Origin of the sequence: Mesorhizobium sp. M0152 (genome assembly GCF_040322415.1) — a bacterium.
In the GTDB taxonomy this organism is placed as follows: Bacteria; Pseudomonadota; Alphaproteobacteria; order Rhizobiales; family Rhizobiaceae; genus Mesorhizobium.
The window spans coordinates 26,010-43,884 of the sequence record NZ_JAMYTH010000029.1 but is presented as its reverse complement, the minus strand read 5'-3'; the positions used below and the strand labels follow the sequence as shown (position 1 = coordinate 43,884).

Sequence of the window (17,875 nt, the reverse complement as noted above, 5' to 3'; positions counted from 1 at the left end):
AGTTCACCGGGGGCGGTATCTACGGCCAGTGTCGTCCCGTCCGTAGACGGGGGACAGTCGCTCGACCTCCCGCCCACACTCCAGCCTTCCAGCGACAGCAGCAATTCATCAACGGCCGGTCCAATCAAAGCGCCGCCGGGCGTCCCGAACAAAGTCGTTCGCGCCTGCCATGATGCAGTCGAGTCGGCCGCCGCCCCGTTCGGCGCGACCCGTGTGCGCGTCAGCAGCGCAGGTTTCATACATCGGTTGAGCCAAAATACGATCTCGGCCCCCATTGAGGTCAGCATCGACTATGTACGGCAAGGCCGCGTAGAGACCCGGCAGGCGCCGATCAAATGCGAATTGAATGCGACAGGCAGCGTGATCGGACTGACATAGCGCTTCGCACGGAACTCGCCGGCGAGAGCAGGATAAATTCGAGTGGGAATTCACCCTGGCTAACTCTTCTGTTTCCGGAAGTGAGGGGATCGCGCGGTTTTGGAGATCACTCCATTGTCGCGTGTCTCGGCCAGAGCGAATAGGGAAGTGTGATAGAACGCACGCGGGTCATCCGTGGCGGATTGCGAACCTTGCTGCGTGCAGTTTTCTGGCTGACAGCCTTCACTTGGCCGGTAGCGGCTGCTGCGCGGCCAGAACGCGGCTTCAGCGGCGGCTCGACCTGCGCGCTTGGACGCTCAGTCCTGAGCCTGTCGTTTTCCGCGCGCGCGGCGGCAAGATCGCGGGCAAGGGAAGCAGCGGCCCCACGTTGCTTGTCCAGAGCCTCCTTCAGGTTGGCTACCTCTACCACGCGTGCTCGAGCGGCGTCGCGTTCGAGGCGAGCTCTGTCGAGATCCTCATGGATCAAGACTGCTGCTGCGCGTTCTCGTGCCAGAGCCTGCGCCGTCTCGGCTGCAGTCTGCTCGGCGCGCTCTCTCGCCGACACAGCTCTGGCTCGTTCCTGTTCAGCCGCGTCGCGCTCGAGACGAGCTTTTTTCAGCTCCTCCCGAATCGACGCTGTTGCGGTGCGTTCTCGCGTTAGCGCCCGCTCGGTTTCGGCCGCGGTCTGCTCCACCCGTTCTCTCGCTGTGACTGCGCCGGTCCGTTCCTGCTCAGCCACGTTCGCGCGCTGCACGAGCGCGGCATTGGACAGTTTGACTTCGGCGAGATCGCCGCGAAGATCCTCAGACTTCCGGCGTTCGTTGTCGAGCAGTTCGCTCGCTTGCGCCTGCGAAGCCTCGGCCTTGGCGCGATCCTTAGCGGTCTCGGCCTCAAGCTGTTCGATTTGCGCCCGCGCTCGCGATAGATCGCGCGCCAGCCACTCCGCTCGCTGACGCTCCAGATGAGCAGCGGGTATTTCCGCAAAAACATAGTTGGCGGTCTCGCGCAGCAGCGTGCGGGCACGTCCCGCAAAGCGCCGCAATGCGTCAACGGTGCGGGCTGCCGCGAGTTCGTTGCGCAATCGCTCCTCGCGTGCGTTGTCGGCAACTGCCATGGCTGCCCTCAGCGCATCGATCCGCTTGCTCGACTTGAGGAGCGCTTCCTGCAGAGCGGCGCTCCTGGCGCGCTCGCCTTCCGCCGCCCGATGCTCCCGTCCGGCCAATTCCCTCGCAGCGGTGGTCTGAGCACGAGCTGCCCCGACTTGCGCCCGAGCAGCCCTGAGGTCCGAGTTGAGCAATTCGACGCTGGTGCGCCCGTTTGCCTGGGCTGGTCTATGCATGTCCAGTGCAGCACGCGCCGGAAGCTGGAAGGATCGCGAAAGTTCCGGATCGGCGTGGCCTTGCGCCTGCGAAATGGCGGGGGCTCCTTCGATCCAGTTTTGTCTCGTCATCGCATAGCCAAGCGGCACGGCCAGACAGATTGCGGCGATGACGCCCAAGCGGAGTGCGAGACCGATCGGCCTGCGAACGCGAGGGGGTGAGGCCGTCGGGTTGGTCGGGTTGGAATCCAGGCTGGATCGTCCCGTTTGAGCTGTGGCCTTCAAACCGCGCTGCGCCGGATTGGCCAACTGGGCAACTTTGCGCGCCTTATGATGCGATTGGCCCCACGCTGCCCCGTAAATTCGCTTCCCACGTTCCGCGAGGACGATTTGTGTCGGCACACGGCTCAGAGTCCACAGCACTGGACCACTTAGAGCGGCAAAACTACCCGCCACCTGCCTATGGACGTCGTCAGCGATTTCTCTGATGGATGTCGCAAGTCGGCCGGGTTGCGGTATGTCCGTCGCGGAAGCATTGGTCTGGGCCACTGACGGGCGCCCGTAATCTTTTGAGTTTACTTCAAAATGTTCGATCCGCACCCCGAACTGACGGCAATTGGCATCTTGAGGCCGAACATTCAGGTCCGCCGTGCCTGAGAGAACTGCAACCTGCGGAAAAGAAGCACGCCCGGTTGCAGGGTCGACCGGGCGTTGCCAGTCCCAAGAAGCTTCCCCGGGAAGGCCAGATACGCCTTCGTTCAGGTCGGCGTCTGATTTCAGGGGATGCTTTCGCACGGTGATAACGATACGTCGGAGCACAAGATAGATGCCCACCAATACAAGCGGTGCTATCCCACCCAGTATGGCAATATCTGCGTCGCTTGCGTAAATATCAGCAAGATGATTTGGCATTGGCGTGCCCGTGCGGCTTTAGGTGTATTCGTAAGCTCGTGAAGCGGTGTTTGGCCCTCATCTTGGCGTTGGCTAAAGCCTAGGATCGCTCTCGAAGCGTCGCATACGGGGCCACCGATCGTCGGCTGCCGAGGGCGTCCCTGGGCTCTGAAAAACCGACTTGCACCTCTGCATCCCAACGTCCCGAGATATCCAACGCGGTGCGTACCGTTCCACCATACCGGCTGAACGGTCCATGCTGAGCTTTAAGCTAGGTCACAGAGCTCTGCGGTCAACCGTCATCTGATATTCATGACTGCGGCAGCCATAAACGACGCCGCTGATCCTGCTGCCGGTGATCTTATGTACACCGGCTGATCCCATTGGGTGTTTCGTGGCAAGGTCGGCGCCGATATCGGCTACCAATGGTTGGGCTGGGCTGGGGACTATGGGGGCTGTCACAAATCCCTTTTGCGATACGACGCGCTATCGCCTATTATCGCCAGAAGAGGTGGGCATGCTGATCGATCGTGGCATACAGCAAGCGGGGATTTTCGACTCCACTGAGATTAGGCTTCTTCGCCGCGTATTCGAACAGGCCAAAGGTGAAGCCGATTCTGAAGCTCGTCTAGAAGCGTTGGCGTCACGGGTCATCGCCAATTACATGGCTGGTATCACCGATGAGGCAGAGCTCCTGGCATTGTCTCGGCAGCCGCTTGGTCGTTAGCGCCATTTGTTTCGGCGCTGATAGGCTTATGGCAATCGCATGATCGTTCCTTATTCGCGCGACCATGGCACGACGCGCTTTCGACCGCGTCGGGGTAGTAATTGCGACGGAATCGCGAGGAGGAAGGGATGACGCTGAACTTCGACCCCAGGGCAACGGCCCAGACGCTTTACCATGGCGAATTCCGGCCGATGTTGATCGGCGGCAAGTGGGTCGCCGCGCAGTCCGGCGAGGAGATGCAGGCGCTGAACCCGGCGACAGGGGAGGTGCTGGCGACGGTGCCGCGCGGCGCGGCCGCCGATATCGATGCGGCGGTGGCGGCCGCGCGTACCGCATTCGAAGGCCCGTGGTCCAGATTCTCCCCCTATGAGCGGCAATGCGTGCTCTTACGCGTCGCCGATCTGTTTGAGAACGATTGGGAGGAGCTCTGCGTCTCCGACACGCTCGATATGGGCCTGCCGATCACGCGCACGCTCGCCAACAGGCGCCGCGTCATCGGCATGCTGCGCTTCTACGCCGGCATGGCGACCGCGCTGCATGGCGAGGCCATCGACAATTCGATCCCCGGCGAGATCGTCACCTTCACCCGGCGCGAGCCTGTGGGCGTCGTCGGCGCGATCATTCCCTGGAACGCTCCGACCGCCGCGTCGATCTGGAAGATCGCCCCGGCGCTCGCCACGGGCTGCACCATCGTGCTGAAGCCCTCCGAGGATGCGTCGCTGACGCCGCTGCTGATCGCGCGGCTGATGCAGGAAGCTGGTGTGCCCGACGGCGTGGTCAACATCGTCACCGGCACCGGGGCGGAAGCGGGCGCGCGGTTGGCGGAACATCCCGACGTGAACAAGATCGTCTTCACCGGCTCGACGCTGACCGGCCAAGCCGTCGCCCGGGCGAGCGTGGCCAATCTCAAGCGCGTTTCGCTGGAGCTCGGCGGCAAGTCGCCGCTCATCGTCTGCCGCGACGCCGACATCGACAAGACTGTTCCGATCGCTGCGATGGCGGTTTTCGTGCATTCGGGCCAGATCTGCATCGCCGGTTCGCGACTGTTCGTGGCGCGCGAAATCCATGACGAGTTCGTGCGCCGGCTGGCCGATTTCGCCGGCAGGCTGCGTATCGGCCACGGCATCGAGGCGGAGACGGAAATCGGGCCGCTCATCAATGCCCGCCAGACCGGCAAGGTGGAGGATTACATCAGGGCGGGCAGCGACGAGGGTGCGAAGCTGGTCGCCGGCGGATCGCGGCTGACGGGCGATCTCTATGACGGCGGCAATTTCATCGCGCCCACCGTGTTCGGTGCCGTGTCGGACCAGATGACCATCGCGCGCGAAGAGATCTTCGGCCCGGTGATTTCCGCCATGCCGTTCGACACGCTCGACGAAGCCGTCACCCGCGCCAACGCGACGCCCTACGGCCTGGCGGCCGGCATATTCACGAGCCATCTCGGCACGGCGCACAAGCTCGCCCGCCGCGTCAAGGCCGGCTCCATCTGGGTCAACATGTATCATGCCATCGACCCCGCTGTGCCGTTCGGCGGCATGAAGATGTCCGGCTATGGCCGGGAAGGCGGCATCGAGCATCTGCACGAATATCTGGAAACCAAGTCGGTCTGGATCCAGACAGACTAAGTGGTTTGCCGATGTTCAGGTGAGGCCGGCCTGCTGATGGCGCGCCGCACCGCGAGGAATCGGTCGAAGCGCAAACCGCTTCCTCCCACGGCGGAGCAGCAGCGAGGCCCTGCCAACGAGCGGTCCCTTAGGAACTTTTGTTCAGCTGGCGATTTTGCATGTATGATGAAATTTCAACGGCCAGGAGGGTATTTCTCGATGGCAACGAGACGGTTTGCGATCTGTGCTCTGGCTTTTGCGATCGGCTGCGGCGCGTCCACTTCGGCATTCGCCGGCGCCAAGCATCGCCACTACGAAGCCGGGCAGGAACGCTACGTTCCCGCCCATGGCGATATCATCGACATCCTGTTCGGCGGCCCGCGTTATTATGACCGGCAGCTGGTCACCACCGCCGTCGGCGCCTGTTCCTATCATCGGGTCGGGCCGGACGCGAATGCGCTGAACAAGATCAACGATCACCATTGCGGGAAATAGCCGGCGATTGATTCCCCGGCAGACGCTATCCGGCATCGGCGGGTCCTCGTCAGCCCGGAGATCAATGGCGAATTCCACGACTGCAGACTGCCATAGGCTTCAGCGATTTGTCGCCTGGGGATCCGCCAGTTCGGCGCATATCTCGGCGTCGTGCTCGCCGCGCGCGGGACTTTTCGCCGGTATCCAGTCAGGTCGTCCGGCAAAGCGCGGGGCAGCGGCCGCCTGCAGCACGCCGTCGACCGCCTGCCACGAGCCGCGCGCGGCCATGTGCGGATGGCGAGCCGCTTCCTGCGGGCTGAGCACTGGCCCGACGCAGGCGTCCGAGCCCTCGAACAGGCTGATCCATTCGTCGCGGGGTTTCGCGGCAAATATCGCCGCCAGCCTGCGGCCGAGCCCCAGCCAGAGATCGCGGTCGAACTGCCGGACGAACTGGGCATCGCCGGTCAAGCCAAGCCTGTCGAGGAAGAGCGCATAGAATTTCGGCTCGACACACTGGACGCTTATGAAGCCACCGTCGGCGGCGCGGTAGACACGACACCAGTGCGGCCCGTCCAGAAGGCTACGGCCGCGCTCGGTGACGAGAGAGCCGGATTGGCCGAGCGACATCAGCAGGTTCATCATGTGGGCCGAGCCGTCAACGACGGCCGCGTCGACGACGGTGCCTCGGCCGCCGGCGCGTGCGCTGATGATACCGGCAAGCATGCCGATCACCAGATAAAGCGCACCGCCACCTATGTCGCCGACCAGCGTCGGCGGCGCCATCGGAGGTTCTCCCGGCAAGGAGGCGTACCAGAGCGCACCCGATACGCCGATGTAGTTCATGTCGTGTCCGGCGGTGCGGGCGAGCGGCCCGTCCTGCCCCCAGCCCGTCATGCGGCCGTATATCAGCCCGGGGTTGACCGCCAGACAGGCATCCGGCCCAAGCCCGAGACGCTCCATCACGCCGGGCCGGAACCCCTCGATCAGGCCGTCCGCGGTGGCGATCAGGCGCATCAGCACGGCGACATCTTCCGCGTCTTTCAGATCGAGCATGATCGAGCGTTTGCCGCGGTCGAGCAGCGAGCGCTCGGGCAGGCCGGGCGCGGAGGCGTGCTTGCGGTGGACGACGACGACTTCGGCGCCGAGGTCGGCGAGCAGCATGCCGGCGAAGGGTGCCGGCCCCAGCGCCTCGATTTCCACGATGCGGATTCCCTTCAGCATCGGCTCCTCCCTTGGCGAGCATCGGTCCGTCGCGGCTTACCCTCCGCGGCGGCCCGCGCGAACGGCTTTGCATTCCACCCGTGCTTTCCATATATCGCAAGGCATGAAGAAAATCGGTTTTCTGTCATTCGGGCACTGGACGCCCTCGTCGCAATCGCAGACGCGGTCGGCGTCGGACGCGCTCTTGCAGTCCATCGATTTGGCCGTTGCCGCCGAGCAGCTGGGCGCGGACGGGGCCTATTTCCGCGTGCATCACTTTGCGCGCCAGCTGGCCTCGCCATTTCCGCTGCTGGCGGCCGTCGGCGCCAAGACCAGCCGCATCGAGATCGGCACGGCGGTCATCGACATGCGTTACGAGAATCCGCTCTACATGGCCGAGGACGCGGGTGCCGCCGACATCATCGCCGGCGGGCGCCTGCAGCTCGGCATCAGCCGCGGCTCGCCCGAACAGGTCATCGATGGCTGGCGCTATTTCGGCTACGTGCCGCAGGAAGGCAAAAGCGACGCCGACATGGCTCGGCATCACGCGGAAGTCTTCCTCGACACGCTGCGGGGCGAAGGGTTTGCCCAGCCCAATCCGCGGCCGATGTTTCCCAATCCGCCCGGTCTCTTGCGGCTGGAGCCGCATTCCGAAGGCCTGCGCGAGCGCATCTGGTGGGGTGCTGCCACCAACGCCACCTCGGAATGGGCGGCGAAACTAGGGATGAACCTGCAAAGCTCGACGCTCAAATTCGATGAGACCGGCAAGCCTTTCCACATCCAGCAGGCCGAGCAGATCCGGGTTTACCGCGAGGCCTGGAAGGCGGCCGGCCATCAGCGCGAGCCGCGCGTCTCGGTCAGCCGCAGCATCTTCGCGTTGATCGACGATCGCGACAGGGCCTATTTCGGACGCGGCAATGAGAGCCGCGACCCGATCGGCTTCATCGAGGAAAACACAAGGGCGATTTTCGGGCGCAGCTACGCCGCCGAACCGGACGTGCTGATCAAGGAACTGGCGGCGGACGAGGCAATCGCCGAGGCCGACACCCTGCTGCTCACCGTGCCCAACCAACTCGGTGTCGATTACAACGCCCATGTCATCGAGGCAATCCTGACCCATGTCGCGCCGGCCCTGGGCTGGCGCTAGAGCCGGCAACCATCGATCACGACCGATAATCCAGGGAGGTGCACCGCATGCCGAAGAAGGCCTTGATTGCCTGGGGAGGCTGGGAAGGCCATACGCCCGAGCGCAGCGCCAGCGTCATCCGCGCAATGCTTGAGCGCAACGGGTTCGCCGTCACGTTCGGCCAGGGAACGGCGATGTTCGCCGATCCGGAGCTGGCCTCGTTCGATCTCATCGTTCCTGTCATCACGATGTCGACGATCGAAAAGACCGAGCTTCAGAACCTGACGCGCGCGGTCCGCCAGGGAACTGGGCTCGGCGGTTTCCACGGCACGATGGGCGACAGCTTCCGTAACGAACCCGACTACCAGTTCATGACCGGTGGCCAGTGGGTCGCACATCCCGGCGACATCATCGACTACCAGGTTGCCATCTCCAGGCCGGACGACCCGATCACCAGCGGCGTCAGTGATTTCGCCTACCGGTCGGAGCAGTATTACATGCATGTCGATCCGAGCAACGAAGTGCTGGCGACGACCACCTTCACCGAGGCGCATTTCCCTGGCATCGGCGGCGTCGTCATGCCGGTAGTCTGGAAGCGCAGATATGGCATGGGAAAGGTTTTCTACAGTTCGCTTGGTCACACCGCGGACGAGTTCGCGGTGCCGGAAATGGCACTTATCGTCGAGCGAGGCCTGCTCTGGGCCACGCGGGGATAGCGGCAAAATTGCCGCAGATCATTGAATTTCCGTCAGGCTCTACCAATCGGCGATGCGGTCGCCTCCGGTGAACTGCGCGCTTTTGCCGGTGTATTCGAACAATTCGATCTTCACGCCGTTGGGGTCGCTGAGCCAGGCCTGATAGGTGTCATCGCAGGCGAGTTTCTTGGCGGTGACCGCCACGCCCATGGACGCGATGTGTGCGATCGCGGCGTCGATGTCTTCGACCTCCAGACAGAAATGGTTGATCTGGTCGGTCTCGCTGAACCGCGCTGCGTCCTTCCGGAAAACCTCGACATGGCTGCGTCCGCCGCAATTGAGATAAAAACCGAAAACCTGGCCGTCGCGCAGGAAATTGAACTGGATGTTTATGCCCAGGACGTCCTCGTAAAATTGCCGTGTCTCATCCAGATCGTTGGCGAAGATACAGACATGGGCGAGTTGCTTCACTTTGATCATGGCTGAGCCTCTTTTTGTATCGTGAGTGTGGCATTGAGGCGGCAGCCTATCATCAGCCGATCCCCCCAGTGACCACATAGGCGCCAGCGGTGCGCCCGTCCTCCAGCCGCACCACCGCTGTCACGATCGAGCCGTAGGAGCCGCGCCAGACACTGTGCAAGCGCGCATGCTCGACGGCTGGCACGAGCGCGCGCCCGCTGAAACCCGTGCCGCTCCGCTGCAGCGCCAAGGGCTCTCCATTGACGTGCACCTTGACGCCGGCAGTGTCGGCCCCTGTTGCCTCGGCGGGCAGGTCGAGTGCGATGAAGATTTCATGCTGATCGCCAGAAGTGTTTGTCTCTGCGGCAAGTGTTATGGCGAGCGAACGCGCCTTGCCAGTGCCAGCCTGTGCGGCGCGGCGCGAAAAGATATCGTCGGCCAGTTCGGGCGTGCGCGGCGGGCGCGTGCGGCGTTGCGTCGAGTGCTCGAAATCGCCGGCCATGCGCAGCAATCTTTCATCATCATAGGCCTTGCCGGCGAAGGTCAGGCCGACCGGCATGCCAATATCGGCCATGGTGCCCATCGGCACGGTGACGGTCGGGATGCCGAAATGCCGCCACACCAGATTGCCGTTGGCGACCCAGGTGCCGTTGCGCCAGGCAAGCGCTGCGGACGCTTGGTCGATGTCGGCGTCGGCCGGTCCGACATCGGCTGCGGCGGGCAGCACCACGGCGTCGAGCCTGTTCGCGTCCAGCCAGTCCTCGAAATCGAGCCGCCGTGTCGCCTCCAGCCCCTTCAGCCCGTCCTCGAGCGTTGGAATATCGGCGAAAGGCGTGACGCCGGATTTCGCGCGTTCGACATAGTCCGCCAGGTCGAAGCCGCCATCGTAGCGGTCGGGCAGCGTGCCCGGTGGCTGCGGGAAGATCTTCGGACCGTCGACCGAGGCGAGATCGGGCAGCGCAGGATCGGCATTGGCGCGCAGAAAATCGTCCCAGCCCCAGATGCAGAGATCCCAGATTTCCCGGTCGGCGAAGTCCCGTGGCACGAGCCCGCGCTCGACCATGGTGCGCGCGCCGGGGCGGTCGCGCTCATAGTTGGAAACAATGGGAAAGTCGACTTCTACCACCTCGGCGCCAAGCCGCCTCAGATCCGTCGCCGCCCGATCCCAGAGGGCAAGCACCGAGGCGCGGGTTTCGATCGGCCGGTCGGCCCCGCTGTCGCGGCCGACATACATTCTGGGCACGCCGAGCCGCATGCCTTTCAGCGACCCCGCAAGCGTCAGATCGGTATAGCGTTGCGGCGGCCGCACGTCGGCGCTTTTCGGCAGCTTGACCCAGGGCTGCGCGCGCCAGAAATCGCCTCTCGTGTCCGCATCGTCGGAGACGATGACGTCGAGCAGTTCGAGCATGTCGGGCATGCTGCGTGTATGCGGCACCACGACGTCCATGCTCGGCACCAAGGGCCAGTTGCCGCGCACCGAAATGACGCCGCGCGAGGGCGTGTAGGCGACCAGCGCGTTGTTGCTGGCCGGCGCGCGGCCGGACGACCAGGTTTCCTCTCCGAGCCCGAAGGCGCAGAAGCTGGCTGATGTCGCCGTGCCGGAGCCGTTGGACGAACCAGACGCGAAGGCGGCGGTCAGGTAGTCGGCATTGTAGGGGCTCTCGGCTCGGCCATAGACGCCGCGCTGCATGCCGCCATTGGCCATTGGCGGCATGTTGGTCAGGCCGATCAGCACGGCACCGCCGGCGCGCAGCCGCGCAATGGTAAAGGCATCTTCGTTGGCGACGAGATGTTCGAAGGCCGGCGATCCGGCGGCCACCGTCAACCCGGCGACCTTGTAGCTGTCCTTGGCGGTGTAGGGAATGCCGTCGAGCGGCCCGAGTACGGCGCCGTTGCTGCGCCTTTGGTCGGAAGCGGCAGCCTCCTCGAACATGCGGGGGTTGAGCACCGGCACAGCGTTGAGGCTGATGCCGTGCCGGTCGAAATGCGCGATGCGCCTCAGATATGCCCCGACCAGTTCGACGCTGGTGACGAGGCCGTCATCGAGTGCGCGGCGCAATTGCTCGATCGTCGCTTCGACTAGATGAAGGTTGGCATCGGTCATCACTGTTCCAGGCTGTTGTTTGCACGCCATGGATGAGCGAGGCCGCCGGCTTCGGCAAGAGCCAATCGCGATCGTCGGTTGCCGTATCGTCGACTACCGCATCATAGCATTAAGCGAAATGGCCATAGTCGAAGGTGACACTGGTGCTGGCACCGCCATTGGCGCGATGTCCGCCACGACACGCGCCGGCTCGCGGACGAGCCCGCGCATCGCCGAAACGTGGTGCGATGACAATGCGGTGCGGTCAACCCACGATAGGCGCGCCAGCCCGGCCACTTTGGCTTGGCCGCACAATTGCGGCGCGAAAAAACCATCCGATCAAAGGGAATTTGGCTGACGCGGGTGTTTTACGGCCACTTTGTGGGGACGAGATTTGCAACTTAGCATTGCTGCCGTCATTATCGGTCTTAGAGGGGGCTGAAGGTTGTGGAGCATTGAGAGATGACGATGTCCGATCAGGATGACCTGATCCGAGCAGCCATCGGACGGCTGCTCGCAGAGAAAACCGGCGCCGCCAGCATATCGATGAAGGAGAGCATTGCCGAGCTTTTGACGCTCACCGGCGCTGCGGCCACGCATGAGAAGCTGCAGGACCTGCTGCTGGAGATGGCCGAAATGCGTGGCATGATGGTTAGCCTCGACGTCTAGATCGTTCATCGTCCCACACGGAGACAATGAACCTGTCGCTTTGTCTTGGCGCAATTCCGGACCGAGAACCTTCCTGTACTTTTCCTGGATCTCGGATCGACCGGGACGCTGCCGGCCGTGCAGCCTGCCAGTCAGCCGGTCGGTGCGCAAATGGAATCGGCGCTGCGGTCGGCGATCATGATCACCGAGCGCCGGCTGACGCGGGGATATTGCGGCCGATCTTCTGCGGCGAGCAGGCGCCTGGCGCGGGCCGAAATCACCTGCGGGCGAAGCTGAAGGAGAACCGGCTGCCGCGATGGTAGACGGCGGCATGGACGACCGGCGTCCCGGTCGCGTCGAAGCAGGTCTCGGTAATCAGCAGCGCCGGCCCGAAGTCGCGCAGATCGTTACGCTGCACGACTTCGTCGGGCAACATCACCGCCGAAACCGAGGCAGCCGACATGCGCGGCCTGTGCCGGTGCTGTTCGAGGAGCGAAAGCAGCGAACCGCTCCAGTCGATGTCGAAAATGCGCGCCGGGATCAAGCTGCGCGGGATGTAGTCGAGCGAATACATCAGCGGTTCATCATGGTGGAGCCGCAGCCGCTCCAGCCGGATGACGCGTTCCCCCTCGGCCAATCGCAGCTGCTGCCGCACCATTGGATCCGGCGTATCCTCGGCGATGGACAGCACTTTGTTGGTGGTCTCGTAGCCATAGTGGCGCGACATGTCTGTCACGCTCTCGAACACGGTGATCGGCCGGTCGACCTCGACGGAGGCACTAGCGGTGACGAAGCGGCCGAGCCCGTGGGTGACAGAAATGAGACCGTCCTGTTCGAGCAGCTTCAGCGCCTCGCGCAACGCCGGGCGCGAGATGCGGAAGCGCTGTGTCAATTGGGCCTCGGTGGGCAGCTTGTCGCCGGGCTTGAGTCCCTCGGCTCTGATGAGGTTGGCGAGGCGTTCGCGGAGCTGGACCGCCAAAGTGCGCGCGTCGCGAAGCGGTTCGTCCAAGATGCTCATCCCCATTATGCCAACATTCCCTTTGTTGTCTGACAAAGGCGACGAGGTCAAGCAGAGCCATTTCGTTCCAGGACGTTGCCTGCCTCGAAAACCGTCCTGTGTTCGGCGCGCGAAAATCACTTGAAATGCGGACGCCGAGATGTCAGTTGTCTTACAACTTATGTGAGGGTGCGATGCTCAATTTCGACGAAGCCAGATTTTTACGCATTCAATCGGGGGCGGTGGCCCTGCGCGAGGGTATCGACGCCGCCGTGGCGCAATGCCTGACCGCCGGAGCGGAAAACATTTTCTTTCTTGGCACCGGTGGCGCGGCGATACTCATGCAGCCGGCCGCGCAGCTGTTGCAGCGCAGGTCGCGCTTCCCGGCCTCTATCGACGTGACGGCAGAGCTGGAACTCGCTCAATCGGTCAACTTGACGGAAAAGTCGATTGTCGTGCTGCCCTCGCTCTCCGGCACCACCAAGGAGAGCGTCGCGCTGCTGGCCAAGCTCAAGCAGATCGGCGCTACGGTGATCACGTTGGTCGGGCACGCGGACACGCCGCTCGGCAAGGGCGGCGACCATGTCTTCGTCAACTTCGCCGAGGACGACACGTCCTGCGAGTCCTTCTATCTGCAGTCGCTGTTCATCGCGCTGTCGGTGCTGAAGCATCGCGGCGAGCTTGCCGAAGCGGACCGGATTTTTGCCGAACTGGAGCGCCTTCCGGATTTGCTGCTGGCCGTAAAGCAGGGCTATGAACAGAAAGCCGTCGAATTCGCCCGCAAGCTCGCGGCCAGCGACTACCACATCATGACCGGCGCCGGTAATGTCTGGCCGCAGGCTTGGTATTACGGCATGTGCATCCTGGAAGAGATGCAGTGGATACGCACACGTCCGGTGCACGCCTCGGATTTCTTCCATGGCACGCTGGAGCTGGTGGAAAAAGGCGTCAGCGTCGTCCTCTTCAAAGGCGAGGACAGTGCCCGGCCGCTCGCCGACCGGGTCGAGAAATTCGTTCCCGGCTATACGAATGGGATGACCGTGCTCGATACAGCCGATTTCGCGCTGCCCGGCATTTCGCCCGATGTGCGGGCGCTGGTCTCGCCGATCGTGCTCGCCACCGTGCTTGAACGTATCAGCGCCCATCTCGAAATGATACGCAACCATCCCTTGACGACGCGCCGTTATTACAAGCGCGTTGCCTATTGAGTGCACCCTATCGGGGCGCTCAGCCGGGGCACCAGAATATGGCATGCTTTCGTTTCGCCACCGTCGGCGACAACTGCATCGACCGTCTCGGCCCGCCGGTGAACCGGCGGCTGGTCGGCGGCAACGCGGTCAATGTTGCCGTCCAGCTCGCCCGGCTCGGCCATAAGAGCTTCTATTTCGGCGCGGTGGGCCGCGATGCCGAAGGCCGGCACACAAAAGCGGCGCTGACGGCAAACGGGGTGTCGACCGAACACCTGCGCCTCTGCGACGAGAACACCGCCTGGACCGACATTGCGGTCCTGCCTTCCGGCGAGCGCGTGATTGCCGCCGAGGATTTCGGCGCCTGCGCGCATTATGTGCCCGACGACGCGGAGCTGGCGATTCTAGAAGCGATGGACCACGTCCATATCGGCTGGCTGAACGATGGCGGCGTCTTGCGCCGGCGCCTTGCGCGGGCAGGGGGTAGCGTCTCGCAGGACATTTCGGTCAACGCCGATCCGGCCAATCTCGGCGTGACGGGGCTGAGCGTCGCCTTCGGCTCGGCCACGGAAGACCGCGGCGCGGCGGAAGCGATGGCGGCCGATCTTCTGTCGCGCGGCGCTCAATGCGCAGTCGTCATGCGCGGTGCGGCCGGATCGATGGCGCTGACCGCGAACGCGCGCGCCGAAACCGGCATTCACGCTGTCGAGGTCGTCGACACGACCGGCGCTGGCGACAGTTTCATTGCCGGGTTTCTGACCGCTTGGCTCGCCAAGCGGCCGCTGCTGCAATGCCTGGATAGCGGGCGCGACCGCGCCGCGCTGACCTGCGGCCATCTCGGCGGTTTTCCGCAGGAGGCGTGGCCGCTCTAAGAGCGTTCACCGTTTCACGGACGACGAACCTCATATCTTTACGCAATTCCGGACGGAAAACCGTTTCACACTTTCCTGGAATTGCTCCTGTTCAGCGCTTGAGCGAGCGCCCGAACCGTTCCTCGATGCGCGACTGCAGGAATTCGAGACCCATCGAGAGCAGCCAGTAGATCATCGAGGCGGTGATGAGCATCTCGATGTGGCGGAACTCGGTCTGGCCCTGCGTGCGCGCGAGATACATGATCTCCCAGACCCCGACCACCGAGACCAGCGAGGAATCTTTCAGCATCGCGATGAACTGGTTGCCGGTCGGCGGCACGATGACACGCATGGCCTGCGGCAGGATGACCAGGAACATCGTCTGGTTGGCGCTGAGGCCGAGTGCGGTGGCGCCCTCAGTCTGGCCGCGCGAAATGCTTTCGATGCCGGCGCGGAAAATCTCGGTCATGTACGCGCCGTAGCAGAGCGACAGCGCCATGATGCCAGCCGGCACCGCGCCGATGACATAGCCGACCTGCGGCAGGCCGAGATAGATGATGTAGATCTGCATCAGCAGCGGCAGGCCACGAAACAGCGAGGTGTAGAAGGTCGCCAACCCGTAGACCACGCCGTTCCTGGAAAGCTTGGCAATGGCGCCGAGGAAGGCGATGATTGTGGCGATGGCGATCGAAATGGCGGAGATGTAGAGCGTCGTCACCACGCCCTTCGAGATGAGAAAGCCGATCTTCTTGGCGATGAAGGTGAAGGACAGGTCGAAGGAATAGAAGAACAGCATCAACAGCACGAACAGCTCGATCCACACCGCCACGATCTGCTGCTTGCGGCTGAGATACTGCAAAGCCTTCCAGTTCGCCGCCACGATCAGCGCGATCAGCACCGCCGAGACCACGCGGCCGGCCGCGGGATTGGCACCAAGCCAGTCGATCGAGCCCGGGACGAGCTTGCCGATCCAGTCCGGCTTGATGCCGAGGCCGTACAGGCCGGCGGCGAAGGCGGCGAGCACGAAGAGCAAGCCGATGCGGCGCGCCGCGTCCGGGTAGTTGAGCAACAGTCGGCCGATCACGCTTTAAGCTCCTGTGGTCGGCGGGGCCGTTCGCGCCACCAGTCCTGTGCCTGCAGCTTCCAGTAGGTGAGCTGCGCGACGGCAAGCCCGGCCGGGCCGCCCGCCCAGGCGAGCCCGAACGGCGCGAACAGCCGGTAACGGTCCGACTCGCCCAGTATGGCTTCGGCAACCAGCTTGCCGGCGACCGCCGTGCTGTTGAGGCCATGACCGCCAAAAGCCGTGAGATACCAGACGCCCGGCTGCAATTCGCCGATCTGGGGCATCAGGTGGCGGGCGTAGGACATCAGTCCCGACCAGGCGAGTTCGGTCTTGAGCTGTTCGAGTTGGGGGTAGGTCGTCACCATCTCGCGGCGCAATTCCCCGGCCAACGCCGCCGGCGAGGCTGTTCTTGTGGTGATGCGCCCGCCCCAGAGCAGCCGTTTGCCGCCGTCCACGACACGGTAATAGTCGCCGGCGCGGCGGTTGTCGCCGATAGCGTCGGTCGTCGTGATCGCCCTGGCGATGAGTTCGGGCGCTTCTTCGCTCACCATCACGTAAGTCGCTATCGGCAGGAAAGCACGCTTCAGTCGCGCGACCAGCGGCCCCGTATAGCCGCCGGTCGCGAATACCGCCTGGCGGGCGCGCACTTCACCGCGATCTGTGCGCACGATCTTTTCCGCGCTGCGAAGCTCAGCGTGGACGGCGCCCGACCCTTCGTGAATCCTGCCGCCCAGCCGTTCGATTTCAACCGCAACGGCGCGCAGGTAGTTGAGCGGATGCATGTGAAAGGCGTTGGGATCGCGCAGGGCCTGGTAGTAGCGGTCGGAATGCAGCACCGCGCGCACCTGGTCGCGCTCGAGATAGTCGAGCCGGTAGTCGAAGTCGCGCGCCAGTTGCCCGGCATAGGCCTTCAGCGCATGGCCGTCATCGTGGCGTAGCACGCTCATGATGCCGGAGCGCGGCTGTGCCGCCTCGATGTCGAGATCGCGGATCGTCTGGCGCACGAAATCGACGCCTTCGATCGACAAGCGGTGCAGCTTTTGCGCCGCCTCGGCGCCAGCCATCGCGGCGATGCGGTCGCCATCGGTGGCGAATCCGGGGCTGACGAAGCCGCCATTGCGACCCGAGGCGCCGAAGCCGACGCGCTGGGCCTCGAGCACGACGACCTGCCTGCCGGCACGAGCCAGCTGCAGCGCTGTCGTCAGCCCGGCCAGTCCGCCGCCGACAATGACGGTGTCGCATTCGCAGACGCCTCGCAACGGCGGTCGGACCGTGTCGTCGGCAAGTGTGCGTCGGTAGTAGGTATCGGGATATGCCATGATCAAAATGATGCGGGCGGGCGGCTGAAAGGCCGCCCGCGGCGCGCCTCAGTCGGCGCTATAATCCTTGCCGTACCATTTGGTGGTCAGCTTGGCGAGCGTGCCATCCTTCTTCATCTCGTCAATGATGCCGCCGACCTTGGCGTTCCAGTCCGCGTCGCCTTTCTCGGCGATCACAACCAACGGCTCGCGGAAGGCATATCCGCCCTCGAGGATACGCAAGGGATAGCCGTTCTTGATCGCGTTCTGGGCGGTCTGCTCCGGGGCGATGACCGCGTTGAGGCGCACGCCGTCGCCGAGCCTCAGATCATCGAACGGCAGCATGGAATCGGCGAAAGTCCTGATCTCGCCGGGCTGGAGCTTGTATTCGATCGGCGGCAGGCCTGGTGCGTCGATCTCGAGCTGGCGGCGGATGAAATCTTCGGACGTGGTGGCGGTCTCGACGCCGATGATCTTGCCGCTCAGGTCGTCGACGGATTTGGCCTTGCTGTCCTTGTGGACCACATAAACGTACGGGCTGTAATAATAGACGCCTAGGAAATCGATCACCCTGGCCCTGGCCTTGGTAGGCGTCACCGAGCCTACGCCGATGTCGTAGCGGCCTTGCCAGTGGCCGCCGGTCATCGTCGCCCAGTCCGGCGTCTCGAAGCTGACCTCGACGCCGAGGCGTTTGGCGATCTCCTTCGAGACGTCTATGTCGAAGCCGACAAGTTGATTGCTGTCGTCGAGGAAACTCTGCGGCGGCCAGCCGCTGTTGGTGGCGACCACCATCGCCTTCTTCGAGATGACGCGGTCCACGGTCCCTCCCGCCGACGCCGCCGACGCGAATGCAAATGTCGTGGCTGCCAACGCCAGGCACGCGATCAATTTCTTCAC

16 protein-coding genes are annotated in these 17,875 nt (G+C 63.7%); 8 read left to right on the top strand and 8 right to left on the bottom strand.

From position 1 onward, the window contains the following. Positions 1–484: 484 nt before the first annotated feature. Positions 485–2,587 (bottom strand): coiled-coil domain-containing protein, encoded by a 2,103-nt coding sequence (locus NKJ26_RS24470; protein ID WP_352697694.1) that lies wholly within the window; start codon positions 2,585–2,587, stop codon positions 485–487. A gap of 496 nt (positions 2,588–3,083) precedes the next feature. Here NKJ26_RS24470 and NKJ26_RS24465 point away from each other — a divergent pair, with 496 nt between their 5' ends. The 3 genes from NKJ26_RS24465 to NKJ26_RS24455 all read left to right on the top strand — a co-directional run bounded on the left by NKJ26_RS24465 (position 3,084) and on the right by NKJ26_RS24455 (position 5,392). Next, on the top strand, positions 3,084–3,293 hold the full coding sequence (locus NKJ26_RS24465; RefSeq protein ID WP_352606282.1) for a hypothetical protein: 210 nt from the start codon (positions 3,084–3,086) through the stop codon (positions 3,291–3,293). Between the two features lie 128 nt (positions 3,294–3,421). Then, positions 3,422–4,918, top strand: a complete 1,497-nt coding sequence (locus NKJ26_RS24460; RefSeq protein WP_352697692.1) for an aldehyde dehydrogenase family protein — start codon at positions 3,422–3,424, stop codon at positions 4,916–4,918. 198 nt (positions 4,919–5,116) lie between these two features. Further along, complete coding sequence (locus tag NKJ26_RS24455) at positions 5,117–5,392, top strand: hypothetical protein (RefSeq protein ID WP_352697690.1); 276 nt, start codon at positions 5,117–5,119, stop codon at positions 5,390–5,392. 99 nt (positions 5,393–5,491) lie between these two features. Here NKJ26_RS24455 and NKJ26_RS24450 read toward each other — a convergent pair whose 3' ends face one another. Next, complete coding sequence (locus NKJ26_RS24450; RefSeq protein WP_352697688.1) at positions 5,492–6,592, bottom strand: CaiB/BaiF CoA transferase family protein; 1,101 nt, start codon at positions 6,590–6,592, stop codon at positions 5,492–5,494. A gap of 103 nt (positions 6,593–6,695) precedes the next feature. Between NKJ26_RS24450 and NKJ26_RS24445 the strand changes: the two genes are divergently transcribed. Together NKJ26_RS24445 and NKJ26_RS24440 are read left to right on the top strand one after the other, a co-directional pair. Continuing rightward, positions 6,696–7,718, top strand: a complete 1,023-nt coding sequence (locus tag NKJ26_RS24445) for an LLM class flavin-dependent oxidoreductase (RefSeq protein ID WP_352697686.1) — start codon at positions 6,696–6,698, stop codon at positions 7,716–7,718. Positions 7,719–7,765: 47 nt separating this feature from the next. Beyond that, positions 7,766–8,413 carry a ThuA domain-containing protein gene (locus NKJ26_RS24440; RefSeq protein ID WP_352606292.1) on the top strand — a complete coding sequence of 216 codons (648 nt, stop codon included), beginning with the start codon at positions 7,766–7,768 and terminating at the stop codon, positions 8,411–8,413. A gap of 39 nt (positions 8,414–8,452) precedes the next feature. On the opposite strand, the gene NKJ26_RS24435 is transcribed toward NKJ26_RS24440, so the two are convergent. Further along, positions 8,453–8,872, bottom strand: a complete 420-nt coding sequence (locus NKJ26_RS24435) for a VOC family protein (RefSeq protein ID WP_352606296.1) — start codon at positions 8,870–8,872, stop codon at positions 8,453–8,455. A gap of 52 nt (positions 8,873–8,924) precedes the next feature. Next, on the bottom strand, positions 8,925–10,955 hold the full coding sequence (locus NKJ26_RS24430; RefSeq protein WP_352697683.1) for an amidase: 2,031 nt from the start codon (positions 10,953–10,955) through the stop codon (positions 8,925–8,927). Positions 10,956–11,396: 441 nt separating this feature from the next. Here NKJ26_RS24430 and NKJ26_RS24425 point away from each other — a divergent pair, with 441 nt between their 5' ends. Then, positions 11,397–11,603 (top strand): hypothetical protein, encoded by a 207-nt coding sequence (locus NKJ26_RS24425; protein ID WP_352606300.1) that lies wholly within the window; start codon positions 11,397–11,399, stop codon positions 11,601–11,603. A gap of 256 nt (positions 11,604–11,859) precedes the next feature. On the opposite strand, the gene NKJ26_RS24420 is transcribed toward NKJ26_RS24425, so the two are convergent. Then, positions 11,860–12,591, bottom strand: coding sequence for a GntR family transcriptional regulator (locus tag NKJ26_RS24420; RefSeq protein WP_352697681.1), 732 nt, complete (start codon positions 12,589–12,591; stop codon positions 11,860–11,862). A gap of 182 nt (positions 12,592–12,773) precedes the next feature. Here NKJ26_RS24420 and NKJ26_RS24415 point away from each other — a divergent pair, with 182 nt between their 5' ends. Then, entirely contained in the window at positions 12,774–13,787 is a 1,014-nt protein-coding gene (locus NKJ26_RS24415; RefSeq protein WP_352697679.1) for an SIS domain-containing protein, read from the top strand. 38 nt (positions 13,788–13,825) lie between these two features. Continuing rightward, entirely contained in the window at positions 13,826–14,638 is an 813-nt protein-coding gene (locus NKJ26_RS24410) for a PfkB family carbohydrate kinase (protein WP_352697678.1), read from the top strand. Positions 14,639–14,729: 91 nt separating this feature from the next. On the opposite strand, the gene NKJ26_RS24405 is transcribed toward NKJ26_RS24410, so the two are convergent. From NKJ26_RS24405 to NKJ26_RS24395, 3 genes are read right to left on the bottom strand one after another with little or no spacing between them, the layout of a single operon-like run. Continuing rightward, positions 14,730–15,701, bottom strand: a complete 972-nt coding sequence (locus NKJ26_RS24405; protein ID WP_352606309.1) for an amino acid ABC transporter permease — start codon at positions 15,699–15,701, stop codon at positions 14,730–14,732. Further along, positions 15,698–16,999 (bottom strand): NAD(P)/FAD-dependent oxidoreductase, encoded by a 1,302-nt coding sequence (locus tag NKJ26_RS24400; RefSeq protein WP_352697677.1) that lies wholly within the window; start codon positions 16,997–16,999, stop codon positions 15,698–15,700. Before NKJ26_RS24400 ends, NKJ26_RS24405 begins: the two co-directional genes overlap by 4 nt. Before the next feature lie 48 nt (positions 17,000–17,047). Further along, positions 17,048–17,875 carry a transporter substrate-binding domain-containing protein gene (locus tag NKJ26_RS24395; RefSeq protein ID WP_352607576.1) on the bottom strand — a complete coding sequence of 276 codons (828 nt, stop codon included), beginning with the start codon at positions 17,873–17,875 and terminating at the stop codon, positions 17,048–17,050.

Bases quoted from the DNA above. Each gene is read 5' to 3' on its own strand.
- NKJ26_RS24470 (WP_352697694.1), bottom strand. From the start codon at position 2,587: ATGCCAAATCATCTTGCTGATATTTACGCAAGCGACGCAGATATTGCC.
- NKJ26_RS24465 (WP_352606282.1), top strand. From the start codon at position 3,084: ATGCTGATCGATCGTGGCATACAGCAAGCGGGGATTTTCGACTCCACT.
- NKJ26_RS24460 (WP_352697692.1), top strand. From the start codon at position 3,422: ATGACGCTGAACTTCGACCCCAGGGCAACGGCCCAGACGCTTTACCAT.
- NKJ26_RS24455 (WP_352697690.1), top strand. From the start codon at position 5,117: ATGGCAACGAGACGGTTTGCGATCTGTGCTCTGGCTTTTGCGATCGGC.
- NKJ26_RS24450 (WP_352697688.1), bottom strand. From the start codon at position 6,592: ATGCTGAAGGGAATCCGCATCGTGGAAATCGAGGCGCTGGGGCCGGCA.
- NKJ26_RS24445 (WP_352697686.1), top strand. From the start codon at position 6,696: ATGAAGAAAATCGGTTTTCTGTCATTCGGGCACTGGACGCCCTCGTCG.
- NKJ26_RS24440 (WP_352606292.1), top strand. From the start codon at position 7,766: ATGCCGAAGAAGGCCTTGATTGCCTGGGGAGGCTGGGAAGGCCATACG.
- NKJ26_RS24435 (WP_352606296.1), bottom strand. From the start codon at position 8,872: ATGATCAAAGTGAAGCAACTCGCCCATGTCTGTATCTTCGCCAACGAT.
- NKJ26_RS24430 (WP_352697683.1), bottom strand. From the start codon at position 10,955: ATGACCGATGCCAACCTTCATCTAGTCGAAGCGACGATCGAGCAATTG.
- NKJ26_RS24425 (WP_352606300.1), top strand. From the start codon at position 11,397: ATGACGATGTCCGATCAGGATGACCTGATCCGAGCAGCCATCGGACGG.
- NKJ26_RS24415 (WP_352697679.1), top strand. From the start codon at position 12,774: ATGCTCAATTTCGACGAAGCCAGATTTTTACGCATTCAATCGGGGGCG.
- NKJ26_RS24410 (WP_352697678.1), top strand. From the start codon at position 13,826: ATGGCATGCTTTCGTTTCGCCACCGTCGGCGACAACTGCATCGACCGT.
- NKJ26_RS24400 (WP_352697677.1), bottom strand. From the start codon at position 16,999: ATGGCATATCCCGATACCTACTACCGACGCACACTTGCCGACGACACG.